Origin of the sequence: Ornithinimicrobium sediminis, assembly GCF_021272345.1 — a bacterium.
GTDB classification, from domain to species: domain Bacteria; phylum Actinomycetota; class Actinomycetes; order Actinomycetales; family Dermatophilaceae; genus Ornithinicoccus; species Ornithinicoccus sediminis_B.
The window spans coordinates 158,310-182,636 of sequence record NZ_JAJSDQ010000001.1 but is presented as its reverse complement, the minus strand read 5'-3'; the positions used below and the strand labels follow the sequence as shown (position 1 = coordinate 182,636).

Genomic DNA, 24,327 nt, shown 5'->3' with positions numbered 1-24,327 from the left:
CCAGAAGTGGCTCGGCGGAGGTCATCGGGTGGGTTTGCTCTGCTCGGGGACGCTGTCGGGGTGCCGGGCCGTTGACCATTACATTTGTCCAATTGTCGACGAATGTCCAGTGACCGGCGGGTAGCCGGGACGGCGCAGGGGACCCTCGGGCGACCCCTCCTCCGACGACAGCAGCGCCCGACGGGTGGGTCGGGCGCTGCTGCGCCGTGCTCGGAGCGGGTGACGAGAATCGAACTCGCGTAGCCAGTTTGGAAGACTGGGGCTCTACCATTGAGCTACACCCGCGTGCTGCCGCGACGTTCCCCCGGCAACGGGGCGTTAGTGTAGCCCCCGCCCCGCACTGCCTTCCACACCGGTCGACTGGTCGGGGCCGGCACGGGGTATGGCGCAGCTTGGTAGCGCGTCCGCTTTGGGAGCGGAAGGCCGCCGGTTCGAATCCGGCTACCCCGACGACATACCATGCCCTGACCGTCTTCGTCCCTCGGCCACCGAGCCGTGCCCCCCGATCCGACTTTGGAGTGCCCTGCAGTGAAGAGTGCCGTCGAGAACCTCAGCCCGACCCGGGTGAAGCTGACCGTGGAGGTCCCCTCCGCCGACCTCAAGCCGCGGATGGACGCGGCCTACAAGACCATCGGTGAGCAGGTGACGGTGCCCGGCTTCCGCAAGGGCAAGGTCCCTTCGCGCATCATCGACCAGCGCTTCGGCCGTGGCGCCGTCGTGCAGGAGGCCGTCAACGACGCCCTGCCGGAGTACTACTCCCAGGCCATGCAGGAGAACGAGCTCACGCCGCTGGGACAGCCTGAGGTCAGCTTCACCGAGCTCCCGCTGGGCGACGGCCAGGACCTCAAGTTCGAGGCCGAGGTCGACATCGTGCCCGCCTTCGACCTGCCCGACTTCAGCACCATCTCCGTCGAGGTCGACCCCGTGACGGTGGACGAGGCCGACGTCGAGTCCCGCATGGACAACCTGCGTGCCCGCTTCGGCACGCTGGTCTCCGTCGACCGCGCAGCCGCGGCCGGCGACTTCACCTCCGTGGACCTCAGCGCGAGCATCGACGGTGAGGAGATCGACTCCGTCACGGGCGTCTCCTACGAGATCGGCTCGGGCACCATGCTCGAGGGGCTCGACGAGGCGCTGGTCGGCGCCTCGGCCGGGGACACCGTCGAGTTCACCAGCCCGCTCGCCGGGGGTGACCGCGCCGGGCAGGTCGCCGACGTCGTCGTCACCCTGCAGTCGGTCAAGGAGCGGGAGCTGCCGGTGCTGGACGACGAGTTCGCCCAGCTCGCGTCCGAGTTCGACACCCTCGAGGAGCTCCAGGCCGACCTGCGTCGGCAGGCGGAGCAGGGGGCGAAGTTCGAGCAGGGCGTGCAGGCGCGCGACAAGGTCCTGGAGCAGATGCTGGAGCTGACCGAGATCCCGCTGCCCGACAACCTGGTGGAGCAGGAGGTGCACGAGCACCTCGAGAAGGAGAACCGCCTCGAGGACGACGAGCACCGCAGTGAGGTGGAGGCCTCGACCCGCAAGGCGATGAAGACCCAGTTCCTGCTGGACGCCCTCGTCGCCCAGAACAACGTGCAGGTCGACCAGGGCGAGCTCATCGAGTACATCATGATGACCGCTCAGCAGTACGGCATGAACCCCAACGAGTTCGCCCAGCAGATCGACAGCCAGGGCCAGGTCCCGGCCATGGTCACCGAGGTCGGTCGGCGGAAGGCGCTGGCCACCGTGCTGGAGCAGGCCACGGTCACCGACAGCGACGGCAACACGGTCGACCTCAGCGAGCTCGACCCCGGCTCCGGTGACGAGGCCGACGACAAGGCTGAGGACGGCCAGACCGACAGCGACGAGGCCGCCGAGTCGGCTGCCGACGTCTCCGTCGAGGACTCCGCCGCCGCCGACTCCGACGAGCAGGACGCCGCCGAGGACGAGGCGACGGCGAAGGACGCCTGAGCCCACGGCGCACCGACCCGCCACCACCGCCCGCCGGCACCCGCCGGTGGGCGGTTGTGCGCTCAGGGCGAACACGACCTGATCAGGGGAGTGAGCGCGGCGGGGCGGACGTTAGTGTCACTGACGAGGCCCCGCGAGGGGCGCACCCGACGTTTCACGAGCAAGGGAGCACGCATGAGCAACACCGAGATCGTCTCGGCAGGTGACCGGCCGGTCGCCGGGCTGGACGACCAGATCTACAACCGCCTGCTGAAGGAACGCATCATCTTCCTCGGCTCCGACGTGCGTGACGACAACGCGAACGCGATCTGTGCCCAGCTGCTCCTGCTGGCCGCCGAGGACCCGGAGGCCGACATCTGGCTCTACATCAACTCACCGGGCGGCTCGGTCACCGCGGGGATGGCGATCTTCGACACCATGCAGTGGGTGCCCAACGACGTCGCGACCGTGGCGATGGGCCTGGCCGCGTCGATGGGCCAGTTCCTGCTGTCGGCCGGCGAGCCCGGCAAGCGCTACGCGACCCCGCACGCCCGGGTCATGATGCACCAGCCCTCGGGTGGCATCGGCGGCACGGCCAGCGACATCAAGATCCAGGCCGAGCAGATGCTGCACATCAAGAAGCAGATGGCCGAGCTGATCGCCGAGCACACCGGCCAGAGCATCGAGCAGATCGAGCGCGACTCCGACCGGGACCGCTGGTTCACCGCGCACGAGGCCAAGGAGTACGGCTTCGTCGACCACGTGTACGAGCGCTCCGGCGACGCCGGCGCCAAGGCCTGAGACACCGACGAGAGTGTGGAGACACGTATGACGCAGCCCCAGTACCCGTATGCCGGTGGCCAGGCCTTCGACCAGGGTCCCAGCAGCCGTTACATCCTGCCGCAGTTCGAGGAGCGCACCTCCTACGGCACGAAGCGGCAGGACCCCTACACCAAGCTCTTCGAGGACCGGATCATCTTCCTCGGCGTGCAGGTCGACGACGCCTCCGCGGACGACGTCATCGCCCAGCTCATCGTGCTGGAGAGCCAGGACCCCGACCGGGACATCCTGATGTACATCAACTCCCCGGGTGGTTCGTTCACCGCGCTGACCGCGATCTACGACACCATGCAGTACATCCGGCCGGACGTGCAGACCTTCGTCATCGGCCAGGCCGCCTCTGCTGCCGCCGTCCTGCTCGCTGCGGGAGCCCCGGGCAAGCGCTTCGCGCTGCCCAACGCCCGCGTGCTCATCCACCAGCCCGCGCTGGCCGGCGGTGAGTACGGCCAGGCCTCCGACATCGAGATCCAGGCCAACGAGGTGCTGCGGATGCGGGTCTGGCTCGAGGAGACCTGGGCCAAGCACTCCGGCCGTTCGGTCGAGCAGGTCCGGCAGGACATCGAGCGCGACAAGATCCTCACCGCCGCCGAGGCCAAGGACTACGGCCTCATCGACCAGGTGCTCGACTCGCGCAAGGCCTCCCTCGAGCCCTGACCGCAGTCCGACCCCGGCGACGCCCCACCCTTGTGCCCACGGCATACGGGGTGGGGCGTCGCGGTGTGTGGGTGGGTGCGAACGGCATACCGGCGTCGTTGCGCTGACAGCGGACAGCAGCGCGACTCACACGCCGGAACCTCAGATATGACTGTCTTCTGCGCGAGCCGCGGGGTAGCGTCGGGGCATGGCGCACGGCGGGTCGACCGTGAGCCCGGCTTCGAGGAAGGGACCGGCACGTGGCACGCATGGGTGAGAGCAGCGACCTGCTGAAGTGCTCCTTCTGCGGGAAGAGCCAGAAGCAGGTCAAGAAGCTCATCGCGGGCCCGGGGGTCTACATCTGCGACGAGTGCATCGACCTGTGCAACGAGATCATCGAGGAGGAGCTGGCCGAGTCCAGCGACCTCGGGCTGGGCCAGCTGCCCAAGCCGCGCGAGATCAACGCCTTCCTGGAGCAGTACGTCGTGGGCCAGGACGCCGCCAAGCGGGCGCTTGCCGTGGCGGTCTACAACCACTACAAACGGATCCAGGCCGGTGAGGGACGCAAGGGCGAGGACGCCGTCGAGATCTCCAAGTCCAACATCCTGCTCATCGGGCCGACAGGCTGCGGCAAGACCTACCTCGCGCAGACCCTGGCCCGGATGCTCAACGTCCCGTTCGCCATCGCCGACGCGACGGCCCTGACCGAGGCCGGCTATGTGGGCGAGGACGTGGAGAACATCCTCCTCAAGCTCATCCAGGCCGCGGACTTCGACGTCAAGCGCGCCGAGAGCGGCATCATCTACATCGACGAGATCGACAAGATCGCCCGCAAGAGCGAGAACCCCTCGATCACCCGTGACGTGTCCGGCGAGGGTGTGCAGCAGGCGCTGCTGAAGATCCTCGAGGGCACGACCGCCTCGGTGCCCCCGCAGGGCGGTCGCAAGCACCCGCACCAGGAGTTCATCCAGATCGACACGGGCAACGTGCTCTTCATCGTCGGCGGTGCCTTCGCCGGGCTGGAGAAGATCATCGAGGCGCGGGCCGGCAAGCAGGGGCTCGGCTTCGGTGCCGAGCTGCACTCGCCCAAGGACCCGGCGGAGCGCTACGAGGACGTGCTGCCCGAGGACCTGATGAAGTTCGGGCTCATCCCCGAGTTCATCGGACGGCTCCCTGTCATCACCACTGTCTCCCCGCTCGACCGTGACGCGCTGGTCAACATCCTGACCGAGCCGCGCAACGCGCTCGTCAAGCAGTACCAGCGGATGTTCGAGATCGACGGTGTCGAGCTGGAGTTCACCGAGGACGCGGTCGGTGCCGTCGCCGAGCAGGCACTGCTCAGAGGCACCGGAGCCCGCGGCCTGCGCGCCATCCTGGAGGAGGTGCTCCTGCCGGTGATGTTCGACGTGCCCAGCGAGGAGGACATCGCCCGGGTCGTCATCACGCACGAGGTCGTCCTCGACAACGTCAACCCGACGATCGTGCGCCGCGAGGTCGAGACCCGCGCCCGCAAGCGCAACCAGCGCAAGGAGTCCGCCTGACCCGTGGTCAGGCAGTCCGCACCGGGCCATGACCGCAGGCAACGCGGTCATGGGGTGCACAACCCCGAGCAACGCGGGGTGGGGTCAGGTGGGGCAGCGGCGGGTGACGAGGGCGTAGTGCGCCGCGAGCCCCAGCGCGACAGCGGTGAGCGCGAGCAGGGGTGGCGCCGGGCCACCGGGCAGCGTGAGGCCTGAGATCACCCACGCGAGGCCCCACAGCCCCGTGGTGGCGGCCGCGACCACCCCGACGCGTCGCCCGTGGAGCACCCAGTAGCCCCCCGGCAGCGGAGCAGCCGAGGGCACGGTCGCGGCGAGGGCGCAGGCGGTGTGCATGACCAGCAGGCTCAGCGCGACGACCAGGACTGCGGGATGCCACACGGCATCGAGGGCCGCGGTCCACGACCCGGCCACGAAGAGAATCGCCACCAGGGGCATGGGCCCGTGCGGCAGGGCGGCGGCCAGCAGTCCGGCCAGCACGACCCCCGCCACGGCCGCCCCGCCGGCGTCCGCGACCACGGCCAGCACGACGGCGGTCAGCACCGCCGGACCGACGACGCACAGGCGCACCAGGATCTGGCTCCGGCTCATCGTGCGCAGCTCGTAGGTCACGTCGCGTAGCGGGTTGTCGATCACGCCGCACCCCCCGCGGGACGACGGGTGAGCTGGCGCAGGACGGCGTCCAGGCTGCCCGGGCCGCGCCACGGCACCACCGGCACGCCCAGTCCCTGGACCCGGCGGATCTCCTGGTCACGCTCGAGCATGCGGATGCGCCAGGCCAGCTCGGCGACGGCGTCGTCGAACCGCGGGTGGGTCTGCTCGGCGAGCGTGTCGACGATGACCACGGGCAGGCCGCTGCGCGACACCACGGCGGCCTGCAGGACGGCGTCCTGGGACGCCAGTGCCGAGACCATGACGACGAGCGTGCCGGCCCGCATGCCGGTGCGCAGCCGTCGCGGGTCGTTCTCCTCCCGGGGTCCGGGCTGCACGGTCGCCAGGGCCTGCAGGATGCGCAGGAAGTGCCGACGTCCCGTGCCGACCCGCACGGTCGTGGGTGTCCTGCGCGAGAGCACCCGCAGGCTGACCCGGTCGCCCTGCTGCAGGAAGTGCTCGGCCACCGCGGCCGCTGCGCGCACCGACAGGTCGAGGCTCGAGGGTCGGCCGCTCAGCCCCTCGGAGCGCCCGAGGTCGTAGTGCGCGTCGAGGACGACGGCCACGTGGGTGTCCTGGTCGGCGTGTGTCGTGGTCACGTGCAGCTCACCCGTGCGCAGGGACCGCGGCCAGTGGATGCGCTTGAGCCGGTCACCCCACTGGAAGGGCCTGATCGTGGCGAACTCGCTGCCGTCCCCGCGGCGGTCCGAGCGGTGCAGGCCCACGATGCCGCGGGGGTGCGGCGCCGGGGCGGAGGAGTCGAAGCGGGAGGCCTGCGGCACCGCGGTGAAGGGCTGTGCAGGCAGCGGCACCGGGCCCCACCGGAAGGCGCCCCAGGGGCTGGCACCCGCCACGAGCGCCGGCCCGGCCTGCCGGGTGCCCCACCGATCGGCGACGACCGCCACCCCGGTGTCGACCTCGCTGTCCTGGCCGACGAGGCGGACCCTCGTGCCGTGGTCCGGTCGCAGCCGCACGTAGGGGGAGGAGGACACCGACATCGCCACGCTGTCCTGGTGCTCGACCGGGCCGACCGTGGCGGTGAGGTGGCCGTTGCGGCCCTCCGGCACCTGCAGGCGGGAGAAGGCGATGCGCGTGCTGGGGAGCCCCGTGGGACGGGTCAGCGCTCCCCAGGCCGCCACGGCCACGAAGGGAACCGCCAGCACCACCACGTCGAGCCGCTGCAGCAGGAGCGCCGCCAGCGACAGCACAGCGGCCAGCGACAGCGCACGCAGGTGGGCCGCAGTGAGCTGCCAGCGGTCGCGTGGCCCGCCGCTCACGAGGCGGCGCCACCTCGCGCCGCGGGCACCGGGACCTCGGCCAGCACGGACTCCACGACGGTGGCTCCGCCGGTGTCGGACATCCACAGCTCCGGCTTGATGGAGATGCGGTGGTCCAGCACGGCGTGCGCCACGGCCTTGACGTCCTCGGGAGCCACGTAGTCACGCCCCTGCACCACGGCATACGCCCGTGCCGTGATCATGAGCGCGAGGGAGCCGCGGGGCGAGGAGCCCACCTGCACCGAACGGTGCCGCCGGGTGGCCGAGGCGAGCTCGACGCAGTAGCGGCTGATCTCGTCCTCGACCGGCACGGTCTCCACCGCGCGCTGCAGGGTGAGGAGCCCTGCGGCGTCGGTGAGCGCCGGGAGGTGCTGGTCCTCGGTGCGTCGTGCGATGCGGCGCCGCAGCACGTCCCACTCCTCCTCGGCCGTGGGGTAGCCGAAGGACACCCGCATGAGGAACCGGTCGAGCTGGGCCTCGGGCAGCGGGTAGGTGCCCTCGTACTCCACCGGGTTGGCCGTCGCCAGCACGTGGAAGGGGCGGGGCAGGGCGAAGGTCTGGCCCTCCACCGTCACCTGGTGCTCCTGCATGGCCTCGAGCAGTGCCGACTGGGTCTTGGGCGGGGTGCGGTTGATCTCGTCCGCGAGCAGCAGCCCGGTGAACAGCGGCCCGCGCCGGAAGACGAACTCGCCGTTGCGCTGGTCGTACACGAACGCGCCGGTCAGGTCGGCCGGCAGCAGGTCGGGCGTGAACTGGGCCCGGGTGAAGTCCAGACCGAGGGTCTGCGCGAAGGACCGGGCGGCCAGGGTCTTGCCCAGACCCGGGAAGTCCTCCAGCAGGACGTGTCCTCCGGCGAGCACGGCACTCAGCACCAAGGTCAGGGCCTCCCGCTTGCCGACGACGGCCTGCTCGACCCCGTCGAGGACAGCGCCGGCCACCCGGGAGACCTCGGCGAGGTCAGGTGTCGGCTCGGCTGCCTCGGTGCTCACTCGTCTCCCCCTGCGTCGTGGGTGCGCCCGCCGTGCGTGCGTCGGGCATCGGGGACGAAGCCTGCCACACGGCGCACGGGGGCGCCGGTCATATCGCCTCGATGTGGTCCAGCGCCCGGCTCAGCTGCCGGGCGCTGCGGCGCGCCGTGCCACGAGGGGGAGTGGTCAGGTAGCGCCAGAGGTCCTGGGGGAGCACCTCCTGGGCCGCCACGGGGTCGGTGCGGGCGTCGATGCCGTGGGCAGCACGCAGCCGCTCGACGGTCAGGTCACAGAGCAGGGAGTGGATCTCGTCGGGGCGGTCGCTGCGCTCCAGGGCGTCTCTGAGGTCCCGACGCAGTCTCACCAGACGGTCGTCGGTGGCCAGGGGGACGGCCGACTCCTCGCGCAGCGGCACATGCCACGACGCCGCCTCCGCCTCCGTGCTGTGGTCCCCGATCGACCAGACGAGCAGCCCGCCGGTCACCGTCACGAGCAGCATGACCACCGCTGCGAGCCACGGCTCCTCAGGCAGCGACCCGACGTACCAGAGCAGCGAGCCGGCCACCAGGAAGATGGTGGCTGCCGCCACGACGCGGTCGCGCCACACCGACGCCTTCACCGGGGCCCGGCCGTCGGGTCGGCTCCCGGGCCGGCGCTGCTCGCCTGCGCGTGGTCGGCGGCCTCGCGGGCCTCTGCGGCACGCCGCCGGGCCGCCGCGTCGCGCAGGTCGGCGTTGATGCGGTCCAGGGCCGCCACGGCCCGGGTGCGCTGTGCCTCGGTCACGGTATGCCGTGAGAAGCGCGCCTCCCGGTAGAGCCCCGCCAGCGCCTCGACGGCGGCCTCGTCGACCTCCCAGGTGCCCAGCACCCGGCGGGCCAGGTCCAGGGAGGTCTCGGCGGGGGAGCGGTCCAGACCCGCCCGGGCCACGCCGTCCTCGACCGCGACCCAGCAGGCGACGACGGCGTTGCGCGGCTCACCCTCGACCAGGGCTGCGGCGCGGGACGGGGCGGAGGTGGCCTCGACCAGGATGTCGAGCTCGGGGTCCAGGTGCACGGTCTCGACCTCGTCCTCCTGACGCCGCAGGAGGGCACGCACCAGCAGACCGACGAGCAGCAGGGCCGCGGCCAGCCCGAGGACGACCAGCCAGTCCAGGCTCATCTCGACCGGCTCGGGCTCACCGTCCTCGACCGGCACCGGGTCCTCCGGCGGCGGTGGCTCCTCGGGCAGGACCGGCGGCTCCTCGGCGACCGGCAGCTCGGCGGTGTCCCCGGTGGGTGGGCCGACCAGCGGGTCGCCCGAGGCCGCGCCCCAGAGCAGCAGGAGCAGGCCCAGCGCGGTCGCGAGGACGGCGACGGCCACCTGCCCCCTGCTCCTCATGACGTCAGTCTGTCACCAGGGCGACGTCCTGCACGGCGAGGACGTCGGCGACCTGGTAGCCGACGTCGCCTGAGACCTTGCCGGCAGCGCACAGGTCACCGGCAGCACGGCGCACGAGTGCGAGGTCGGCCTCCGGCGCCCGCACCGTGGCCGCGGAGATCTCGGTGCGCATTTTGACCTTAGCCTCGGACTTCGCCTTGCGCAGCCCCGCCAGCGCCCGGCCGACGACGTCGAGCATCCGCGCGTCCGCGTCCTCGACGGCCGGTGCCAGCTCGGCGGCCGTCGGCCAGGGCTGGGTGTGCACCGAGTCGGTGTGCCACCAGGACCAGACCTCCTCGGTGGCGAACACGAGCACCGGGGCCAGCAGGCGCATGTAGACGTCGAGCGCCACCTGCAGCGCAGCCCGGGCGGACTCGGTGGCGGCCGGGTCGAGACCCTCGGCCGAACCGTAGGCGCGCTCCTTGACCAGCTCGAGGTAGTCGTCGCAGAAGGTCCAGAAGGAGGTCTCGGTGACCTCCAGCGCGCGGGTGTGGTCGAAGGCCTCATATGCCGTCGTGGCGGTCTCGACCACCTGGGCGAGCCCGGCGGTCATCGCCCGGTCCAGGGGCTCGCAGATCCGGGTGACGAGGGTCTGCAGCGGTTCCGGTGCGGGCAGGGTGCCGTCCTCGGAGGCCCCCATCGACAGAGCGAACCTGCTGGCGTTGAGCGCCTTGATCGCCAGACGACGGCCGACCTTCATCTGTCCCTCGTCGAACGCTGCGTCGGTGCCCAGGCGACCCGAGGCCGCCCAGTACCGGACGCCGTCCGAGCCGTGGGCGTCCAGGAGCCCCTCCGGCGTCTGGGCGTTGCCCTTGGACTTCGACATCTTCTTGCGGTCGGGGTCCAGGATCCACCCGCTGACGGCGGCGTGCTGCCACGGCAGCGAGCCGTGCTCGTGGTGCGCGCGCACGACCGTCGCGAACAGCCAGGTGCGGATGATGTCCTGGCCCTGGGGTCGCAGGTCCATCGGGAAGGTGGCCCGGAAGAGGTCGCGGTCGTTGCCCAGCTCACCGTCGGGGCGGCCGCCCACCGGCCACCCGGAGGCGATCTGCGGGGAGAGCGAGGAGGTGGCCCAGGTGTCCATGACGTCCGGGTCGCCGGTGAAGCCCCCGGGCTGTCCGCGCTGGGCCTCGGTGTAGCCGCGTGGCGCCTGGCTGCTCGGGTCCACCGGCAGCTCGTCCTCGGACGGGGTGAGGGGGTGGTCGAAGTCGACGTCGCCGTGGGCGTCGACCGGGTACCAGACCGGGATCGGCACACCGAAGAAGCGCTGCCGGCTGATCAGCCAGTCACCGTTGAGACCGCCGACCCAGTTGTTGTAGCGGGTGCGCATGAAGGAGGGGTGGAAGTCCATCTCCTCGCCTCGGGCGATGAGCGCGTCCCGCAGCTCGGTGTCCTTGCCGCCGTTGCGGATGTACCACTGGCGGGTCGAGACGATCTCCAGCGGCTTGTCGCCCTTCTCGTAGAAGTTGGCCTTGCGCTGGGTCCTCACCGGCTCGCCGTCGAGGTCGCCGGACTCCCGGAGCGCGGCCACGACGGCCTCGCGGGCACCGAAGACGGTCCGCCCCGCCAGCCCCTCGGCATACAGCTGCTCGCCCGGGCCGCCGGCCACCCACTCCGGCACCTCCGCCTGCAGACGCCCGGAGCGGGTGATGACCGAGCGGTTGGGCAGGTCGAGCTCGCGCCACCAGGTCACGTCGGTGAGGTCACCGAAGGTGCAGCACATCGCGATGCCCGCACCCTTGTCCATCTCGGCCAGCGGGTGCGCGACCACGGGCACCTCCACACCGAAGAGCGGGGAGGTGACCGTGGTGCCGAACAGGTCTGCGTACCGCTCGTCGTCGGGGTGGGCGACGAGGGCCACGCAGGACGGGATGAGCTCGGGACGCGTGGTCTCGACGTGCACGGGGCTGCCGTCGGGGCGGTGGTAGGCCACCCGGTGGTAGGCGCCCGGGTAGTCGCGCGCCTCCAGCTCGGCCTGGGCGACCGCGGTCTGGAAGGTCACGTCCCACAGGCCCGGGGCCTGCTGCTGGTAGGCCTCGCCGCGGGCGAGGTTGCGCAGGAAGGCCTGCTGCGAGACCGCCCGTGAGCGGTCGTCGATCGTGCGGTAGGTGAGCGACCAGTCGACGGACAGCCCGAGCTTGCGCCAGAGCTGCTCGAACTTCTCCTCGTCCACGACCGTGAGCTCGTTGCACAGCTCGATGAAGTTGGCGCGGGAGACCGGCTGCTGGTCCTGGACGCGGGCGGCCTTGGCGGCGGGGTCGTCGCTGCCACGCAGGGGCGGCTCGAAGTGCGGGTCGTAGGGCAGCGTGGCGTCCCCGCGCACGCCGTAGTAGTTCTGCACCCGGCGCTCGGTGGGCAGGCCGTTGTCGTCCCAGCCCATGGGGTAGAAGACGGTGCGCCCCGTCATCCGCTGGTAGCGGGCCAGGCAGTCGGTGTGCGTGTAGGAGAAGACGTGGCCGACGTGGAGTGACCCGCTGGCCGTGGGCGGCGGCGTGTCGATCACGAAGAGCCGCTCGCGGGGTGCCGCGAGGGCCGCCGCGCGGTCGAATCCGTAGGTGCCCTGCTCGGCCCATACGCCCGACCAGGTCTGCTCCAGGCCGTCCACGGTCGGACGGTCGGGCAGGGTGATCGGGCGCAGGCGAGGTCCGGAGGGCACGTCGTGGGTCATGCGCGGCATTCTCCCAGACCGTCCGGGTGGGTCGGTGCAGGTCGGGCTGCGGACACGACGACATATACGGGTGGGGGTATAGTATGGTTCCCGACCGGAGGTCACGGTTTGGTCACGTATGTGGTGGGGTGCTTGCCGTGTGGCCCACGCCACGGTTCGGTAGCGACATGTTCATGCACCCCGTGATTCTCCCGTTGCAAGACGGCGTCGTCGGCGAGGAAAGCACGCTCGCCCGTATCGAGGAGGCCGTCAACTCGGCCTTCACCGATGTCAACTACTGGGCCAACACGATCATCTTCTGGTCGCCCGAGTGGTTCCCCATGCCCTGGATCGTGGCCTGGCTGCTCATCGCGGCCATCGTCATCACCATCTACCTGGGCTTCATCCAGTTCCGCGGCCTCAAGATCGCCACCGAGGTCATCCGCGGCAAGTACTCCTCCCCTGACGACCCCGGCGAGATCCCGCACTTCCAGGCGCTGACCTCGGCGGTCTCGGGCACCGTCGGCCTGGGCAACATCGCCGGTGTCGGTGCGGCGGTCACCCTCGGTGGTGCCGGCGCGACCTTCTGGATGATCCTGGCCGGCCTGCTCGGCATGGCCACGAAGTTCGCCGAGTGCACCCTCGGCGTGAAGTACCGCACGGTCTACGAGGACGGCACCGTCTCCGGCGGCCCGTTCAAGTACCTCCCGGTCGCCTTCAGCAAGTTCCCGAAGTTCCTCGCGGTCGGTCTCACCGGCCTGTTCGCGGTCGCCATCCTCTTCTTCGGCGTCGGCGGCGGCAACATGTTCCAGGCCAACCAGACGCTGTCCCAGGCGATCGAGGTGACCGGCGGCCAGGACGACAGCTTCCTCGCCAACCCGGGCGCCGCCTTCGTCTTCGGTCTCGTGCTTGCCGCGATCATCGGCCTGGTCATCATCGGTGGCATCAAGTCCATCGGCCGGGTGACCTCGACCCTGGTGCCCTTCATGGGTGGCGTCTACGTGCTGGCCTGCCTCATCGTCATCCTGGGCAACATCACGCAGGTGCCTTCCGCCATCGGCACCATCGTCTCCAGCGCCTTCGCCCCCGACGCTCTCACCGGTGGCTTCATCGGTGTGCTGATCGTCGGCCTGCAGCGCGCCGCCTTCTCCAACGAGGCCGGTCTGGGCTCCGCCCCGATCGCGCACTCCGCGGTCAAGACCCGCCGCCCGGTGTCGGAGGGCTTCGTGGCTCTGTTCGAGCCCTTCATCGACACCGTCGTCATCTGCACCATGACCGCTCTCACCATCGTCATCGCGGACACGGCGTTCTGGAACGAGACCCGCGAGGCACTGGCGGAGGACTCCACCTACAACTACGGCGGCGGCGTGGCCGTCACCTCCGACGCGTTCGAGAGCGTCATCGGCTGGTTCCCCTACGTGCTGGCCGTGGCGGTCGCGCTGTTCGCGATCTCGACCCTCATCACCTGGTCCTACTACGGCAACAAGGCGTGGAACTACCTGTTCGGTGAGTCGACGACCTCCAACCTCATCTACAAGGCGGTCTTCCTCAGCTTCACCGTCATCGGCTCCGTGCTGACCTTCGGTGAGGTGCTCTCGTTCGCCGACGCGTTCCTGTTCGTCTGCGGCTTCGTGAACCTGCTCGGGGTGTACTTCCTGCTCCCGACCATCAAGCGGGAGATGAACGAGTACATCGCCGACCGCAACAGCGGCCGTCTGGCCCAGCTCGGTCTGAGCGACGAGGAGAAGGACATCCCCGCCGACCAGATCTGACCCACATTCTCCGTCCAGCGGGACGGGGTGCTGGAAGGGCCGGGAGCCACGTGCTCCCGGCCCTTCTGCCTGCCCACGGGGCGCCTGGACGGGGTGGACGGGCAGGTATGCTGTGGCACCTGGCGTCTGAGCCGTCATCAGCGGCGAGCCTTCCGGAAGAACAGCGCGCACGACATGCCTCACAGGGATGCCGTGCGCTCCCAGTAGAACCGGACGGGTGGGCCCGTCACAGCCCGCGAACGAAGCGGTCGCACGTCACCGCCGGGACACCGGTGTGGCGGACGGCAAGCGAGGTGGTACCGCGGCGCGCCCGACGTGTCGTCCTCGTGGCACGCAGCACACCACCGCAGCGCACCAGGAGAGCTTCGATGACCTACCCCAAGGTCGACACCGCCGGCCAGGGCATGACCCCCTCACCGCGCTTCCCCGAGATCGAGCAGAGCGTGCTCGCGCACTGGGCCGACCACGGCACCTTCGTCAGAAGCGTCGAGCAGCGTGATGCCGGCACCGACGGCTCGGGGGAGTACGTCTTCTACGACGGTCCTCCGTTCGCCAACGGCCTGCCGCACTACGGGCACCTGCTCACCGGCTACGTCAAGGACCTCGTCCCGCGCTACCGCACCATGCGCGGCGAGCGGGTGGAGCGCCGCTTCGGCTGGGACACCCACGGGCTGCCCGCCGAGCTGGAGGCGATGAGCCAGCTGGGCATCAAGACCAAGGACGAGATCGTCGAGCTCGGCATCGAGGCCTTCAACGCCAAGTGCCGGGAGTCGGTGCTCAAGTACACCGACGACTGGCGCGACTACGTGACGCGCCAGGCCCGCTGGGTCGACTTCGACCACGACTACAAGACGCTCAACCCCGACTACATGGAGTCGGTCATCTGGGCGTTCAAGACGCTGCACGACAAGGGGCTGGTCTACGAGGGCTTCCGCGTGCTGCCCTACTGCTGGAACGACCAGACGCCGCTGTCCAACCACGAGCTGCGCATGGACGACGATGTCTACCAGGTCCGCCAGGACCCTGCGGTCACCGTCGGGCTGCGCCTGGAGACCGGTGAGCTGGCCCTGGTCTGGACCACGACCCCGTGGACGCTGCCCGCCAACCTGGCCGTCATGGTCGACCCCGGGATCGACTACGTCGTCGTGGAGTCCGACGTCACCGGCCGCAGCGAGCGGTACGTGATCGCCGAGGCCCGCCTGTCGGCCTACGCCCGCGAGCTGGGGGAGGAGCCCGAGGTCGTCCAGCACCTCACGGGCGCCGACCTCGTCGGACGCTCCTACACGCCGCCCTTCTCCTACTACGCCGGCCACGCGCGGGCGCACCGGGTCGTCGAGGCCGACTTCGTCACCACCACCGACGGCACCGGCCTGGTGCACAGCGCGGGCGCGTTCGGTGAGGAGGACAAGCTGGTCACCGACCGCGAGGGCATCGAGCCGGTCATGCCGGTCGGCCCCGACGGCGCGTTCACCGCACCGGTCACCGAGTACGCCGGCATGCTCGTCTTCGACGCCAACAGCCACATCATCGAGCACCTCAAGGCCCAGACGTGGGAGTCCGGCGACACCGGGTCGGTCACCGAGGGGACGGTGCTGCTGCGCCGCGAGACCTACGACCACTCCTACCCGCACTGCTGGCGCTGCCGGCAGCCGCTGATCTACAAGGCCGTCTCCAGCTGGTTCGTCGCCGTCACCGACGTCAAGGACCGCATGGTCGAGCTCAACCAGGACATCACCTGGGTGCCCGAGCACGTCAAGGACGGCCAGTTCGGCAAGTGGCTCGGCAACGCCCGTGACTGGTCGATCTCCCGCAACCGCTTCTGGGGCAGCCCGATCCCGGTGTGGCGCTCGGACGACCCGGCCTACCCGCGCATCGACGTCTACGGGTCCTTCGCCGAGATCGAGCGCGACTTCGGCCGGCTGCCGCGCAACGCCCAGGGCGAGCCGGACCTGCACCGGCCGTTCGTGGACGAGCTCACCCGGCCCAACCCCGACGACCCCACGGGCCGGTCGACCATGCGCCGGGTCGAGGACGTCCTCGACGTGTGGTTCGACTCCGGGTCGATGAGCTTCGCCCAGGTGCACTACCCGTTCGAGAACGCGGAGTGGTTCGAGCACCACTTCCCGGCCGACTTCATCGTGGAGTACATCGGGCAGACCCGGGGATGGTTCTACACCCTCCATGTGCTGGCGACGGCGCTGTTCGACCGACCGGCCTTCTCCACCTGCCTCGTGCACGGCATCGTCCTCGGCAACGACGGGCAGAAGATGTCCAAGTCGCTGCAGAACTACCCGGACGTGCGCGAGGTGTTCGACCGTGACGGCGCCGACGCGATGCGCTGGTTCCTCATGTCCTCCCCGATCCTGCGCGGCGGCAACCTGGTCGTCACCGAGCAGGGCATCCGCGAGGGCGTGCGCCAGGTGCTCATCCCGCTGTGGAACGCGTGGTACTTCTTCGGGCTCTACGCCAACGCCGAGAGCCGGGAGGCCTCCTGGCGCACCGACTCCCCGGACGTGCTGGACCGCTACCTGCTGGCCAAGACGCGCGAGGTGGTGCTCGACGTCGAGACCCGGATGGACGCCTACGACGTGGCCGGTGCCTGCGACTCGGTGCGCGGCTTCGTCGACGTGCTGACCAACTGGTACATCCGCCGCTCCCGGCCGCGCTTCTGGGGCACGACGAGTGCGGGTGAGGACGGCGCCCAGCACGCCTTCGACACCCTCTACACGGTGCTGGAGGTGCTGTGCCGCATCAGCGCGCCGCTGCTGCCGCTCACCACCGAACAGGTATGGCGTGGGCTCACCGGCGGCGAGTCGGTGCACCTCACCGACTGGCCCGTGGCACAGGACCTGCCGGAGGACCATGCGCTGGTCGAGGCCATGGACACCGTGCGCGCGGTCTGCTCCACCACGCAGGCGCTGCGCAAGGCCGAGCGCCTGCGGGTGCGCCTGCCGCTGCAGTCGCTCACCGTCGTGACCGGGCAGGCCGCGGGCCTGGCCCCGCTGGCCGGCATCGTGCGGGACGAGGTCAACGTCCGCGAGGTGAAGGTGCTCGACCTCGACGACGCGGCCGCCTCCGACTTCGGGGTGGAGCAGCGGCTCACCGTCAACGCGCGTGCCGCCGGGCCCCGCCTGGGTCGGGACGTGCAGACCGTCATCCGGGGCAGCAAGTCCGGTGACTGGTCGGTGGCCGAGGACGGCACCGTGACCGCGGGCGGTCTGCCGCTGGTCGAGGGCGAGTTCACCCTCGAGACCGTCGTCGGCGGTGGGTCGGCCGGCACGCAGGCCACGGCGATGCTGCCCGGTGGCGGCTTCGTGGTGCTGTCCACCGAGGTCACCGACGACCTCGCCCGTGAGGGACTGGCGCGTGACCTCATCCGCGCTGTGCAGCAGGCCCGGAGGGACGCGGGGCTGCAGGTCACCGACCGGATCAGCCTGACCGTGGTCGGGGACGACGACGTCTGGCAGGCGGCCACCGAGCATCAGGGGCTCATCATGGGCGAGACCCTCACCGTGCAGTTCGGGGCCGCCGGGGCCGGGACGCCGCTGCCGCCGGCCCGTGGGACGGCCCATGCGAGCGAGGCGGAGCTCGACGGCGGCCGCACCGTCCAGCTGCTGGTCAGTGCGGTGGCATCATGAGCACCCCTACCCCTGACGACCTGCGTCTGCGGATGGCGCTGGTCACCGAGGAGATCCTGCAGCGCTCGCCGGAGAACGTCGTCGAGCCCACCCTGGAGCGGGTGCGCCAGGTGATGGACCTCATGGGGGACCCGCAGCACAGCTTCCGGGTCGTCCACCTCACCGGCACGAACGGCAAGACGTCGACGACCCGCATGGTCGAGCGGCTGCTGCGTGAGATGGGTCTGAACACCGGCCGGTTCACCAGCCCGCACCTGCACGACGTGCGGGAGCGCATCGTCATCGGCGGCGAACCGGTGGACGAGCAGCGGTTCCTCGACGCCTACGACGAGGTGCTGCCGTTCGTGCACATGGTCGACGAGCGCTCGCAGGCCGAGGACGGCCCGCGGATGACGTACTTCGAGGTGCTGGTCGCTGTGGCCTACGCCGCCTTCGCCGACGCGCCGGTCGACGTGGCCGTGGTCGAGGTCGGTCTGGGCGGGGTCTGGGACGCGACGAACGTCGCCGACGGCGACGTGGCCGTCGTGACCCCGGTCGCGATCGACCACACCCGGCTCCTCGGCGACTCCCTGGAGGCGATCGCCACGGAGAAGGCCGGGATCATCAAGGAGGGCGCGATCGCGGTCGTGGGGGTGCAGGAGCCCGAGGTCATGCAGATCCTGCTGGACCGCGCCGACGAGGTCGGGGCCACCGTCCAGGCCGAGGGGATCTCCTTCGGTGTCCTCGAGCGGGAGGTGGCCGTCGGTGGCCAGCTCCTCACCCTGCGCGGGCTGTCCGGTGACTACCGCGAGCTCTTCCTGCGGCTGTTCGGTGCCCACCAGGCGCACAACGCAGCCCTCGCGGTGGCCGCCGTCGAGGCCTTCGTCGGCGGCGGTGAGCAGCCGCTGACCGACGAGGTGGTCCGGACGGCCTTCGAGGACATGTCCTCGCCGGGCCGGCTGGAGATCGTGCGACGCAGCCCCACCGTCATCGTCGACGCAGCGCACAACCCCGCCGGGGTCACCGCCCTCGTCGAGGCTGTCCGAGAGTCGTTCACGTTCGGCCGGCTGGTCGGGGTGCTGGCGGTGATGCAGGAGAAGGACGCCGAGACGATGGTCGGGCTGCTCGAGCAGGTGCTCGACCACGTCGTGGTCACCCGCACCAGCTCGCCCCGCGCCATCCGCCCTGACCGGCTGGCGGAGATCGCCGTGGCCTACTTCGGTGAGGACCGGGTCAGCGTCGTCCCTGACCTGCCCGACGCGCTGGACACCGCTGCCGGCCTGGCCGACGACGGTGGCATGACCGGGGCCGTGCTTGCCACGGGCTCCGTCGTGACGGCGGCGGAGGTGCGCATGCTCCTCGGCGTGACCGGCACATGAGCCTGGCCGCGCTGACCGGGGGTTCAGGGACCCCCGGCAAGATGACCCGTCGGCTGGCCGCGACCACGCTCGTGGGACAGGGCATGACTGTCTTCTTCGGCGCACTGGTCGCGCGGCAGTTCGAGGTGACCGAGGGCGACCCCGAGGGCCTCGCCACGACCTACCTCTACGGCGGCATCGCGCTGGCGCTGCTGTGCGTGCTGACCTCGGGGCTGCTGCGGCGGCGTGCCGGCATCTGGCTGGGCTGGCTGTGCCAGGGGCTGACCCTGGCCACGGCCGTGGTGCTGCCCGCCATGGCGATCGTCGCCGTGGTCTTCGGTGCGTTGTGGTGGCTGTGCCTGTCCCAGGGTCAGAAGATGGACGAGCTCACGGCCCGTTTCCTGGCCGAGCAGGAGGAAGGTGCTGCGCCGGACGCAGCCGCACCGCAGACCGACGACACGACGAAGGACGACTGACGCCGGTGGACTACCTGACCGCGATCGTGCTGGGCCTGGTGCAGGGGCTCACCGAGTTCCTGCCCATCTCCAGCAGTGCACACCTGTCCATCGTCGGCCAGCTGATCGGGGGAGAGGACCCCGGTGCGGCCTTCACCGCCATCAGCCAGCTCGGCACCGAGGCGGCCGTGCTGGTCTTCTTCTGGCGCGACATCGTGCGGATCATCGCCCAGTGGTCGCGCGCGCTCGTCGGCAAGGTGCCGCAGAGCGACCCCGACGTGCGGATAGGCTGGCTGGTCATCGTCGGCTCCATCCCGATCGCCGTCCTCGGCTACACGCTGCAGGACTGGATCGAGACCGACCTGCGCAACCTGTGGCTCACGGCCTCGATGCTGCTCGTCTTCGCGCTGGTCATCTACGCCGCAGACCGCTTCGCCCGCAACGAGCGGCCACTGGAGTCCCTCACCTGGAAGCACGGCATCTACTTCGGGCTGGCCCAGTCGCTCGCCCTCGTCCCCGGGGTCTCCCGCAGCGGCGGCACGATCGCCGCCGGCCTGTTCATGGGCTACAAGCGTGAGGCCGCCGCACGGTACTCTTTCCTGCTGGCCATCCCCGCGGTCCTCGGCTCCGGCTTCTACCAGCTCGCCAAGATCTCGGACGACCCCGCGACGCCCGCCTACGGGCCCATCTTCGTGGCGACGGGCATCGCCTTCGCGGTCGCGCTGGCCGTCATCGCCTGGTTCATGCGCTACATCTCCACCCACACCTTCACGCCCTTCGTCATCTACCGCATCGTCCTGGCGCTGCTGCTCTTCGCGCTGCTGGGCACCGGTGCGCTCGAGGCTCGCTAGGCTGCAGCCCGTGACCGATCAGACCCAGCAGCCCGAACGCTCCCTCGTCCTGGTCAAGCCGGACGGCGTCCGCCGGGGCCTCACCGGGGAGGTCCTGCGCCGCATCGAGGCCAAGGGCTACACCCTGGCCGCGCTCGCCCTCGTGCAGGCGACCCCCGAGCAGCTCGCCCGACACTACGCCGAGCACGAGGGCAAGCCCTTCTACGGGCCCCTCGTCGAGTTCATGTCCTCCGGGCCGGTGGCGGCCGCCGTCGTCGAGGGACAGGGGTGCATCGCCGGGTTCCGCTCCCTCGCGGGGGCCACGGACCCGACCGCGGCCGCTCCGGGGACGATCCGCGGCGACCTCGGGCGCGACTGGGGCCTGAAGGTGCAGCAGAACATCGTGCACGGCTCGGACTCGCCGGAGTCGGCGGCCCGCGAGATCGCCATCTGGTTCCCGAGCCTCTGACCTCGGCGGGAACGGGACCCTGCGGTTGCACGTCGCCGCAGGTCGTGTAGACAGTCAGGTGATGCCGGGACGCCGACGTCCGGCACGTCACGACTCAGGGAGGCTCCCATGACCGATCCCAGGAACCACGACGACACCTACGACGCGCAGCCCACGCCGACCAACGAGGACGACGTCAGCACCGAGGAGCTCACCAACGAGGGCGACGTCAGCCGCGAGAAGCCCTACAACGAGGAAGACATCATCGACGCCACGAACGTGAGAGCGGCCATGGCCGAGCACGGTCCGGCCGACGGTGGTGCCCAGGGTGGTGGTGCCGACGGCGGCGCTGACGGTGGTGCCGACGGTGGTGCCGACGGTGGTGCTGACGGCGCTGCGGGGCACGGTCCGGCCGACGGTGGTGCCCATGGCGGCGGCGCTGACGGTGGTGCCGATGGTGGCGCCGACGGTGGTGCCGATGGTGGTGCTGACGGCGCTGCGGAGCACGGTCCGGCCGACGGTGGTGCCCATGGCGGCGGCGCTGACGGTGGTGCCGATGGTGGTGCCGACGGTGGCGCTGATGGTGGTGCCGATGGTGGTGCTGACGGCGCTGCGGGGCACGGTCCGGCCGACGGTGGTGCCCATGGCGGCGGCGCTGACGGTGGTGCCGATGGTGGTGCCGATGGTGGTGCTGACGGCGCTGCCGACGGCGGCGCGCACCGGGCTCACTGAGTGAGCGCACCGCATACGGCTGACCAGCGGGTGGGGGCCGGCTCCCCGGCCCTCACCCGGCTGCTCGGCGACGACGCTGCCGGCTTCGCCGCGCAGTCCTGGGGGAGGCGTGCCCTCCTGACAAGGGCGGCGCAGCGTGGCGGTGACGACTTCGCCGACCTGTTCTCCACGGATGCGGTCGACGAGCTGCTCTCTCGTCGTGGGCTGCGCACCCCGTTCATCCGGATGGCGCGCAACGGCACGACACTGCCGGAGTCCTCCTACACGACCGGGGGCGGTGTCGGAGCTGGGATCGGCGACCAGGTCAGCGACGACAAGGTCATGGCGCTCTTCGCCGACGGCGCCACGATCGTGCTGCAGGCCCTGCACCGCACCTGGGGGCCCGTCGTGGACCTGAGCCAGCAGCTGGCCGCCGACCTCGGGCATCCCGTGCAGGTCAACGCCTACGTCACGCCGCCGCAGAGCCAAGGCTTCAGTGACCACTACGACGTCCACGACGTGTTCGTGCTGCAGATCCACGGTGCCAAGCGCTGGGCCGTCCGCGAGCCGGTGCTTGACGCCCCCCTGCGTGACCAGCCCTGGGCAGACCGGCGGGCCGAGGTCGAGGCCGCCGCGGCGCTGCCTGCGCACCTGCAGGAGACCTTCCAGCCCGGCGACTGCCTCTACCTGCCGCGTGGCTTCATCCACTCCGCGCAGGCGCTCGGCGGGGTCAGCATCCACCTGACGATCGGCGTCCACGGCTGGACCCGGCACCACCTCGCGGAAGGTCTCATCGACCAGGCCCGAGCCCGGCTGCGTGAGGACGCGGGGGTGCGGGCCTCCCTGCCGGTGCAGCCCCACGGGTCGCTGGCCGAGGACGTGGCCCTGGCCCGGCAGGCCCTGCTGCGAGCGGTCGGCGACGTGCCGGACGAGGCGGTCGCCGCCTGGCTGACCGGGCGTGCCCGCGCCGCGCAGCGGCCCGAGCCGGTCGCGCCGCTGGCCCAGCTGGAGGCGGTGCAGGCCGTCGGCGCGGCCACCCTGGTGCGGCTGCGCGACCACCTGATGCTGGAGACGATCCCCGGGGACGGGGACGAGGTGGTGGTCCGGTCACGTGCCGGCCGGGTCCGTATGCCGTCCAGGGTGTGCGCCGTGCTCGAGGCACTCGAGGCTCGCGGGCCGTCACGCGTCGGTGACCTGGACGAGGACGAGCACCAGGCGGTGGAGACCGTCCGGCTGCTCGTCCGGCACGGGATCGTGGTGGCCGACGACGTAGCCTGAGCGACCATGACCGACTTCCGCTGCTCCGACGACGCGCGCCTGCGCGGTGACCCGCTCGTGGGCACGGCGCCGCCGGCTCGTCGCTGGCTGCTGCTGGAGCAGGACGGCGGCTGGGCCCCCCAGGCGTTCGAGGGGATGCGGCTGGATGTCGCTGTCAAGGACGACCTGGCCGCGGCCGCCGGGATGAGCGGCGCCCGCATCATGCTCATCCGTCGCCCCGGCCGACGCAGCTCGCCGGTGTGCCTGGAGCGGGCGTGGTGCGTCGTCGACGCCGGCGCCCCGGAACCGGTCACCTGGGGCAGCTGGTCCTACGACACCGACCTGCATGCCGCCGCGGACCTGCTGCGAGGTCTGGCCGCACACGGCCCCGCGCGTGCACCGCTGCGTCCGGCGGGCCGCGCTCCCGAGCTCCTGCTCGTGTGCACCCACGGGCGCAAGGATGTCTGCTGTGCGGTGCGTGGACGCCCGGTGGCAGCCGACCTGGCCCGGGCCTGGCCGGAGGCGACGTGGGAGTGCTCGCACACCGGTGGTGACCGTTTCGCCGCCAACCTCGTCGTGCTGCCCGACGGCGTCATGTACGGCGGGCTCGACCCGGACTCCGCGGTCGAGGCCGTCACCGCCCACCACCAGGGGGCACCGCTCACGGCGCACCTGCGCGGCGTGACCGGTCACGCCCCGGCCGTCCAGGCGGCGGTGGTCGCGGCGCACGAGCAGCGTGGGCCGCTGCCATGGGGGGCCGTCCAGCCCGTGGGCTCCCGGACCGACGGTATGTCGCACCGGGTCGTGCTGGCCGTGGGTGACCAGCGCCTCGAGGTCTCCGTCACCGACCGGGTGACCGAGCCACACCGGCTCACCTGTAGTGCGGTGGCTCCCGGCCGAGCCACGGTGCCCGTGGCAGGGCCCGTGCGTACCATCGCGGGGTGAGCACACGACGGAGCACGAGGCTGCTCGGCCGTGACCTCGCGGTCGACCTCGGCACGGCCACGACGCTCGTCCACCAGCGCGGCCGTGGGATCGTCCTGGACGAGCCCACCGTCGTGGCGCTCGACGCGGCGACGGGACGGCTCCTGGCAGCCGGCACCCCGGCATACGAGATGGTGGGGCGCACCCCGGCGGCGGTGCTCACCCGCCGTCCGCTCTCCGACGGGGTCATCACCGACGCGGACCTGACGGAGCAGATGCTGCGCCACTTCGTCTCCCGGGTCAGCCCCTCGCGGCTGCTGCGGCCGCAGATGGTCGTGTGTGTGCCGAGCGGTGTCACGCCCGTGGAGCGGCGGGCCCTGGAGGACGCCGCGATCCGGTGCGGTGCGCGCCGGGTCTTCGTCCTGGAGGAGGCGATGGCCGCTGCCATCGGCGCAGACCTGCCGGTGCACCAGGCCTCGGCCTGCCTGGTCGTCGACATCGGGGGCGGCACGACGGACGTCGCCGTGATCAGCCTCGGTGGGGTCGTCAACGCGCGCAGCCTGCGCGTGGGCGGCAACGCGGTCGACGAGGCGGTCGTCGCCGGGGTCAAGGCCCGTCACGACCTGCTGCTCGGGGAGCGCAGCGCAGAGCACATCAAGCTCACCGTGGGAGCTGCGGCACCCCTGCCGGAGGTGCTGCGTACCCGTGTGCGTGGGCGGGACCTCAGCACCGGGCTGCCGCGCACGGTCACGCTCGACTCGACCGAGGTGCGCGAGATGGTCGAGCCGGTCCTGGCGCGCATCGTCGAGGTGGTCGTCGAGGTGCTGGACCTGTGTCCGCCGGAGCTGGCGGGCGACCTCGTCGACCGCGGCGCCGTCCTGACCGGCGGGGGAGCACTGCTGCGCGCCATGGACCAGCGCCTGCACCGCGAGCTCGGTCTGCCGGTGCGCGTCGCGGAGGATCCCCAGCGTGCAGTCATCCGCGGGGCCGGCGCGTGTGTCGAGGATGTGGGCGCGCTCGACCGGCTGCTCGTCACCCCGCAGCGGTGGTGACGGG

At 71.1% G+C, this 24,327-nt stretch carries 20 protein-coding genes and 2 tRNA genes; 15 read left to right on the top strand and 7 right to left on the bottom strand.

All coding sequences use genetic code 11. From position 1 onward, the window contains the following. Nucleotides 1-214: 214 nt before the first annotated feature. Nucleotides 215-285 (bottom strand) — tRNA-Gly (locus tag LVO85_RS00805). A gap of 91 nt (nt 286-376) precedes the next feature. On the opposite strand from LVO85_RS00805, the gene LVO85_RS00800 reads away from it, so the two are divergent. From LVO85_RS00800 to clpX, 5 genes are all read left to right on the top strand, one after another. Next, nucleotides 377-450, top strand: a tRNA-Pro gene (locus tag LVO85_RS00800). A gap of 78 nt (nt 451-528) precedes the next feature. Next, a complete protein-coding gene (tig, locus tag LVO85_RS00795; RefSeq protein ID WP_232745508.1) occupies nt 529-1,950 on the top strand; it encodes a trigger factor in 1,422 nt (473 codons plus the stop codon). A 174-nt stretch (nt 1,951-2,124) separates the two neighbouring features. Continuing rightward, a complete protein-coding gene (locus LVO85_RS00790; RefSeq protein ID WP_232745507.1) occupies nt 2,125-2,730 on the top strand; it encodes an ATP-dependent Clp protease proteolytic subunit in 606 nt (201 codons plus the stop codon). A 27-nt stretch (nt 2,731-2,757) separates the two neighbouring features. After that, a complete protein-coding gene (locus LVO85_RS00785) occupies nt 2,758-3,423 on the top strand; it encodes an ATP-dependent Clp protease proteolytic subunit (RefSeq protein ID WP_232745506.1) in 666 nt (221 codons plus the stop codon). 239 nt (nt 3,424-3,662) lie between these two features. Then, nucleotides 3,663-4,943, top strand: a complete 1,281-nt coding sequence (gene clpX, locus LVO85_RS00780) for an ATP-dependent Clp protease ATP-binding subunit ClpX (RefSeq protein ID WP_332875386.1) — start codon at nt 3,663-3,665, stop codon at nt 4,941-4,943. A gap of 84 nt (nt 4,944-5,027) precedes the next feature. Here clpX and LVO85_RS00775 read toward each other — a convergent pair whose 3' ends face one another. From LVO85_RS00775 to valS, 6 genes are all read right to left on the bottom strand, one after another. After that, on the bottom strand, nt 5,028-5,576 hold the full coding sequence (locus tag LVO85_RS00775; protein ID WP_232745504.1) for a hypothetical protein: 549 nt from the start codon (nt 5,574-5,576) through the stop codon (nt 5,028-5,030). Further along, a complete protein-coding gene (locus LVO85_RS00770) occupies nt 5,573-6,868 on the bottom strand; it encodes a DUF58 domain-containing protein (protein ID WP_232745503.1) in 1,296 nt (431 codons plus the stop codon). Before LVO85_RS00770 ends, LVO85_RS00775 begins: the two co-directional genes overlap by 4 nt. Then, nucleotides 6,865-7,857: an AAA family ATPase gene (locus LVO85_RS00765; RefSeq protein ID WP_232745502.1), complete on the bottom strand. Its 993-nt coding sequence runs from the start codon at nt 7,855-7,857 to the stop codon at nt 6,865-6,867. The genes LVO85_RS00770 and LVO85_RS00765 overlap by 4 nt, the downstream gene beginning before the upstream one ends. 88 nt (nt 7,858-7,945) lie before the next feature. Continuing rightward, nucleotides 7,946-8,443 (bottom strand): hypothetical protein, encoded by a 498-nt coding sequence (locus LVO85_RS00760; protein ID WP_232745501.1) that lies wholly within the window; start codon nt 8,441-8,443, stop codon nt 7,946-7,948. Nucleotides 8,444-8,451: 8 nt separating this feature from the next. Then, entirely contained in the window at nt 8,452-9,213 is a 762-nt protein-coding gene (locus LVO85_RS00755; RefSeq protein WP_232745500.1) for a DUF4129 domain-containing protein, read from the bottom strand. 4 nt (nt 9,214-9,217) lie between these two features. Next, nucleotides 9,218-11,920 (bottom strand): valine--tRNA ligase, encoded by a 2,703-nt coding sequence (valS, locus tag LVO85_RS00750; protein WP_232745499.1) that lies wholly within the window; start codon nt 11,918-11,920, stop codon nt 9,218-9,220. Nucleotides 11,921-12,093: 173 nt separating this feature from the next. Between valS and LVO85_RS00745 the strand changes: the two genes are divergently transcribed. The 10 genes from LVO85_RS00745 to mreB all read left to right on the top strand — a co-directional run bounded on the left by LVO85_RS00745 (nt 12,094) and on the right by mreB (nt 24,323). Further along, complete coding sequence (locus tag LVO85_RS00745; RefSeq protein WP_232745498.1) at nt 12,094-13,671, top strand: alanine/glycine:cation symporter family protein; 1,578 nt, start codon at nt 12,094-12,096, stop codon at nt 13,669-13,671. 368 nt (nt 13,672-14,039) lie between these two features. Next, on the top strand, nt 14,040-17,309 hold the full coding sequence (ileS, locus tag LVO85_RS00740) for an isoleucine--tRNA ligase (protein WP_232745497.1): 3,270 nt from the start codon (nt 14,040-14,042) through the stop codon (nt 17,307-17,309). After that, complete coding sequence (locus LVO85_RS00735; protein ID WP_232745496.1) at nt 17,306-18,667, top strand: bifunctional folylpolyglutamate synthase/dihydrofolate synthase; 1,362 nt, start codon at nt 17,306-17,308, stop codon at nt 18,665-18,667. Before ileS ends, LVO85_RS00735 begins: the two co-directional genes overlap by 4 nt. Continuing rightward, complete coding sequence (locus LVO85_RS00730; protein ID WP_232745495.1) at nt 18,664-19,122, top strand: DUF4233 domain-containing protein; 459 nt, start codon at nt 18,664-18,666, stop codon at nt 19,120-19,122. Before LVO85_RS00735 ends, LVO85_RS00730 begins: the two co-directional genes overlap by 4 nt. 5 nt (nt 19,123-19,127) lie before the next feature. After that, nucleotides 19,128-19,952 carry an undecaprenyl-diphosphate phosphatase gene (locus LVO85_RS00725; RefSeq protein WP_232745494.1) on the top strand — a complete coding sequence of 275 codons (825 nt, stop codon included), beginning with the start codon at nt 19,128-19,130 and terminating at the stop codon, nt 19,950-19,952. Nucleotides 19,953-19,962: 10 nt separating this feature from the next. Then, entirely contained in the window at nt 19,963-20,400 is a 438-nt protein-coding gene (gene ndk / locus LVO85_RS00720) for a nucleoside-diphosphate kinase (protein ID WP_232745493.1), read from the top strand. 307 nt (nt 20,401-20,707) lie between these two features. Next, nucleotides 20,708-21,115 carry a hypothetical protein gene (locus LVO85_RS00715; RefSeq protein ID WP_232745492.1) on the top strand — a complete coding sequence of 136 codons (408 nt, stop codon included), beginning with the start codon at nt 20,708-20,710 and terminating at the stop codon, nt 21,113-21,115. After that, nucleotides 21,112-22,368: a cupin domain-containing protein gene (locus tag LVO85_RS00710; RefSeq protein WP_232745491.1), complete on the top strand. Its 1,257-nt coding sequence runs from the start codon at nt 21,112-21,114 to the stop codon at nt 22,366-22,368. The genes LVO85_RS00715 and LVO85_RS00710 overlap by 4 nt, the downstream gene beginning before the upstream one ends. A gap of 6 nt (nt 22,369-22,374) precedes the next feature. After that, nucleotides 22,375-23,292, top strand: coding sequence for a sucrase ferredoxin (locus tag LVO85_RS16595; RefSeq protein WP_269812792.1), 918 nt, complete (start codon nt 22,375-22,377; stop codon nt 23,290-23,292). Next, nucleotides 23,289-24,323, top strand: a complete 1,035-nt coding sequence (gene mreB / locus LVO85_RS00695; RefSeq protein WP_232745490.1) for a rod shape-determining protein — start codon at nt 23,289-23,291, stop codon at nt 24,321-24,323. Before LVO85_RS16595 ends, mreB begins: the two co-directional genes overlap by 4 nt. Nucleotides 24,324-24,327: the final 4 nt, after the last annotated feature.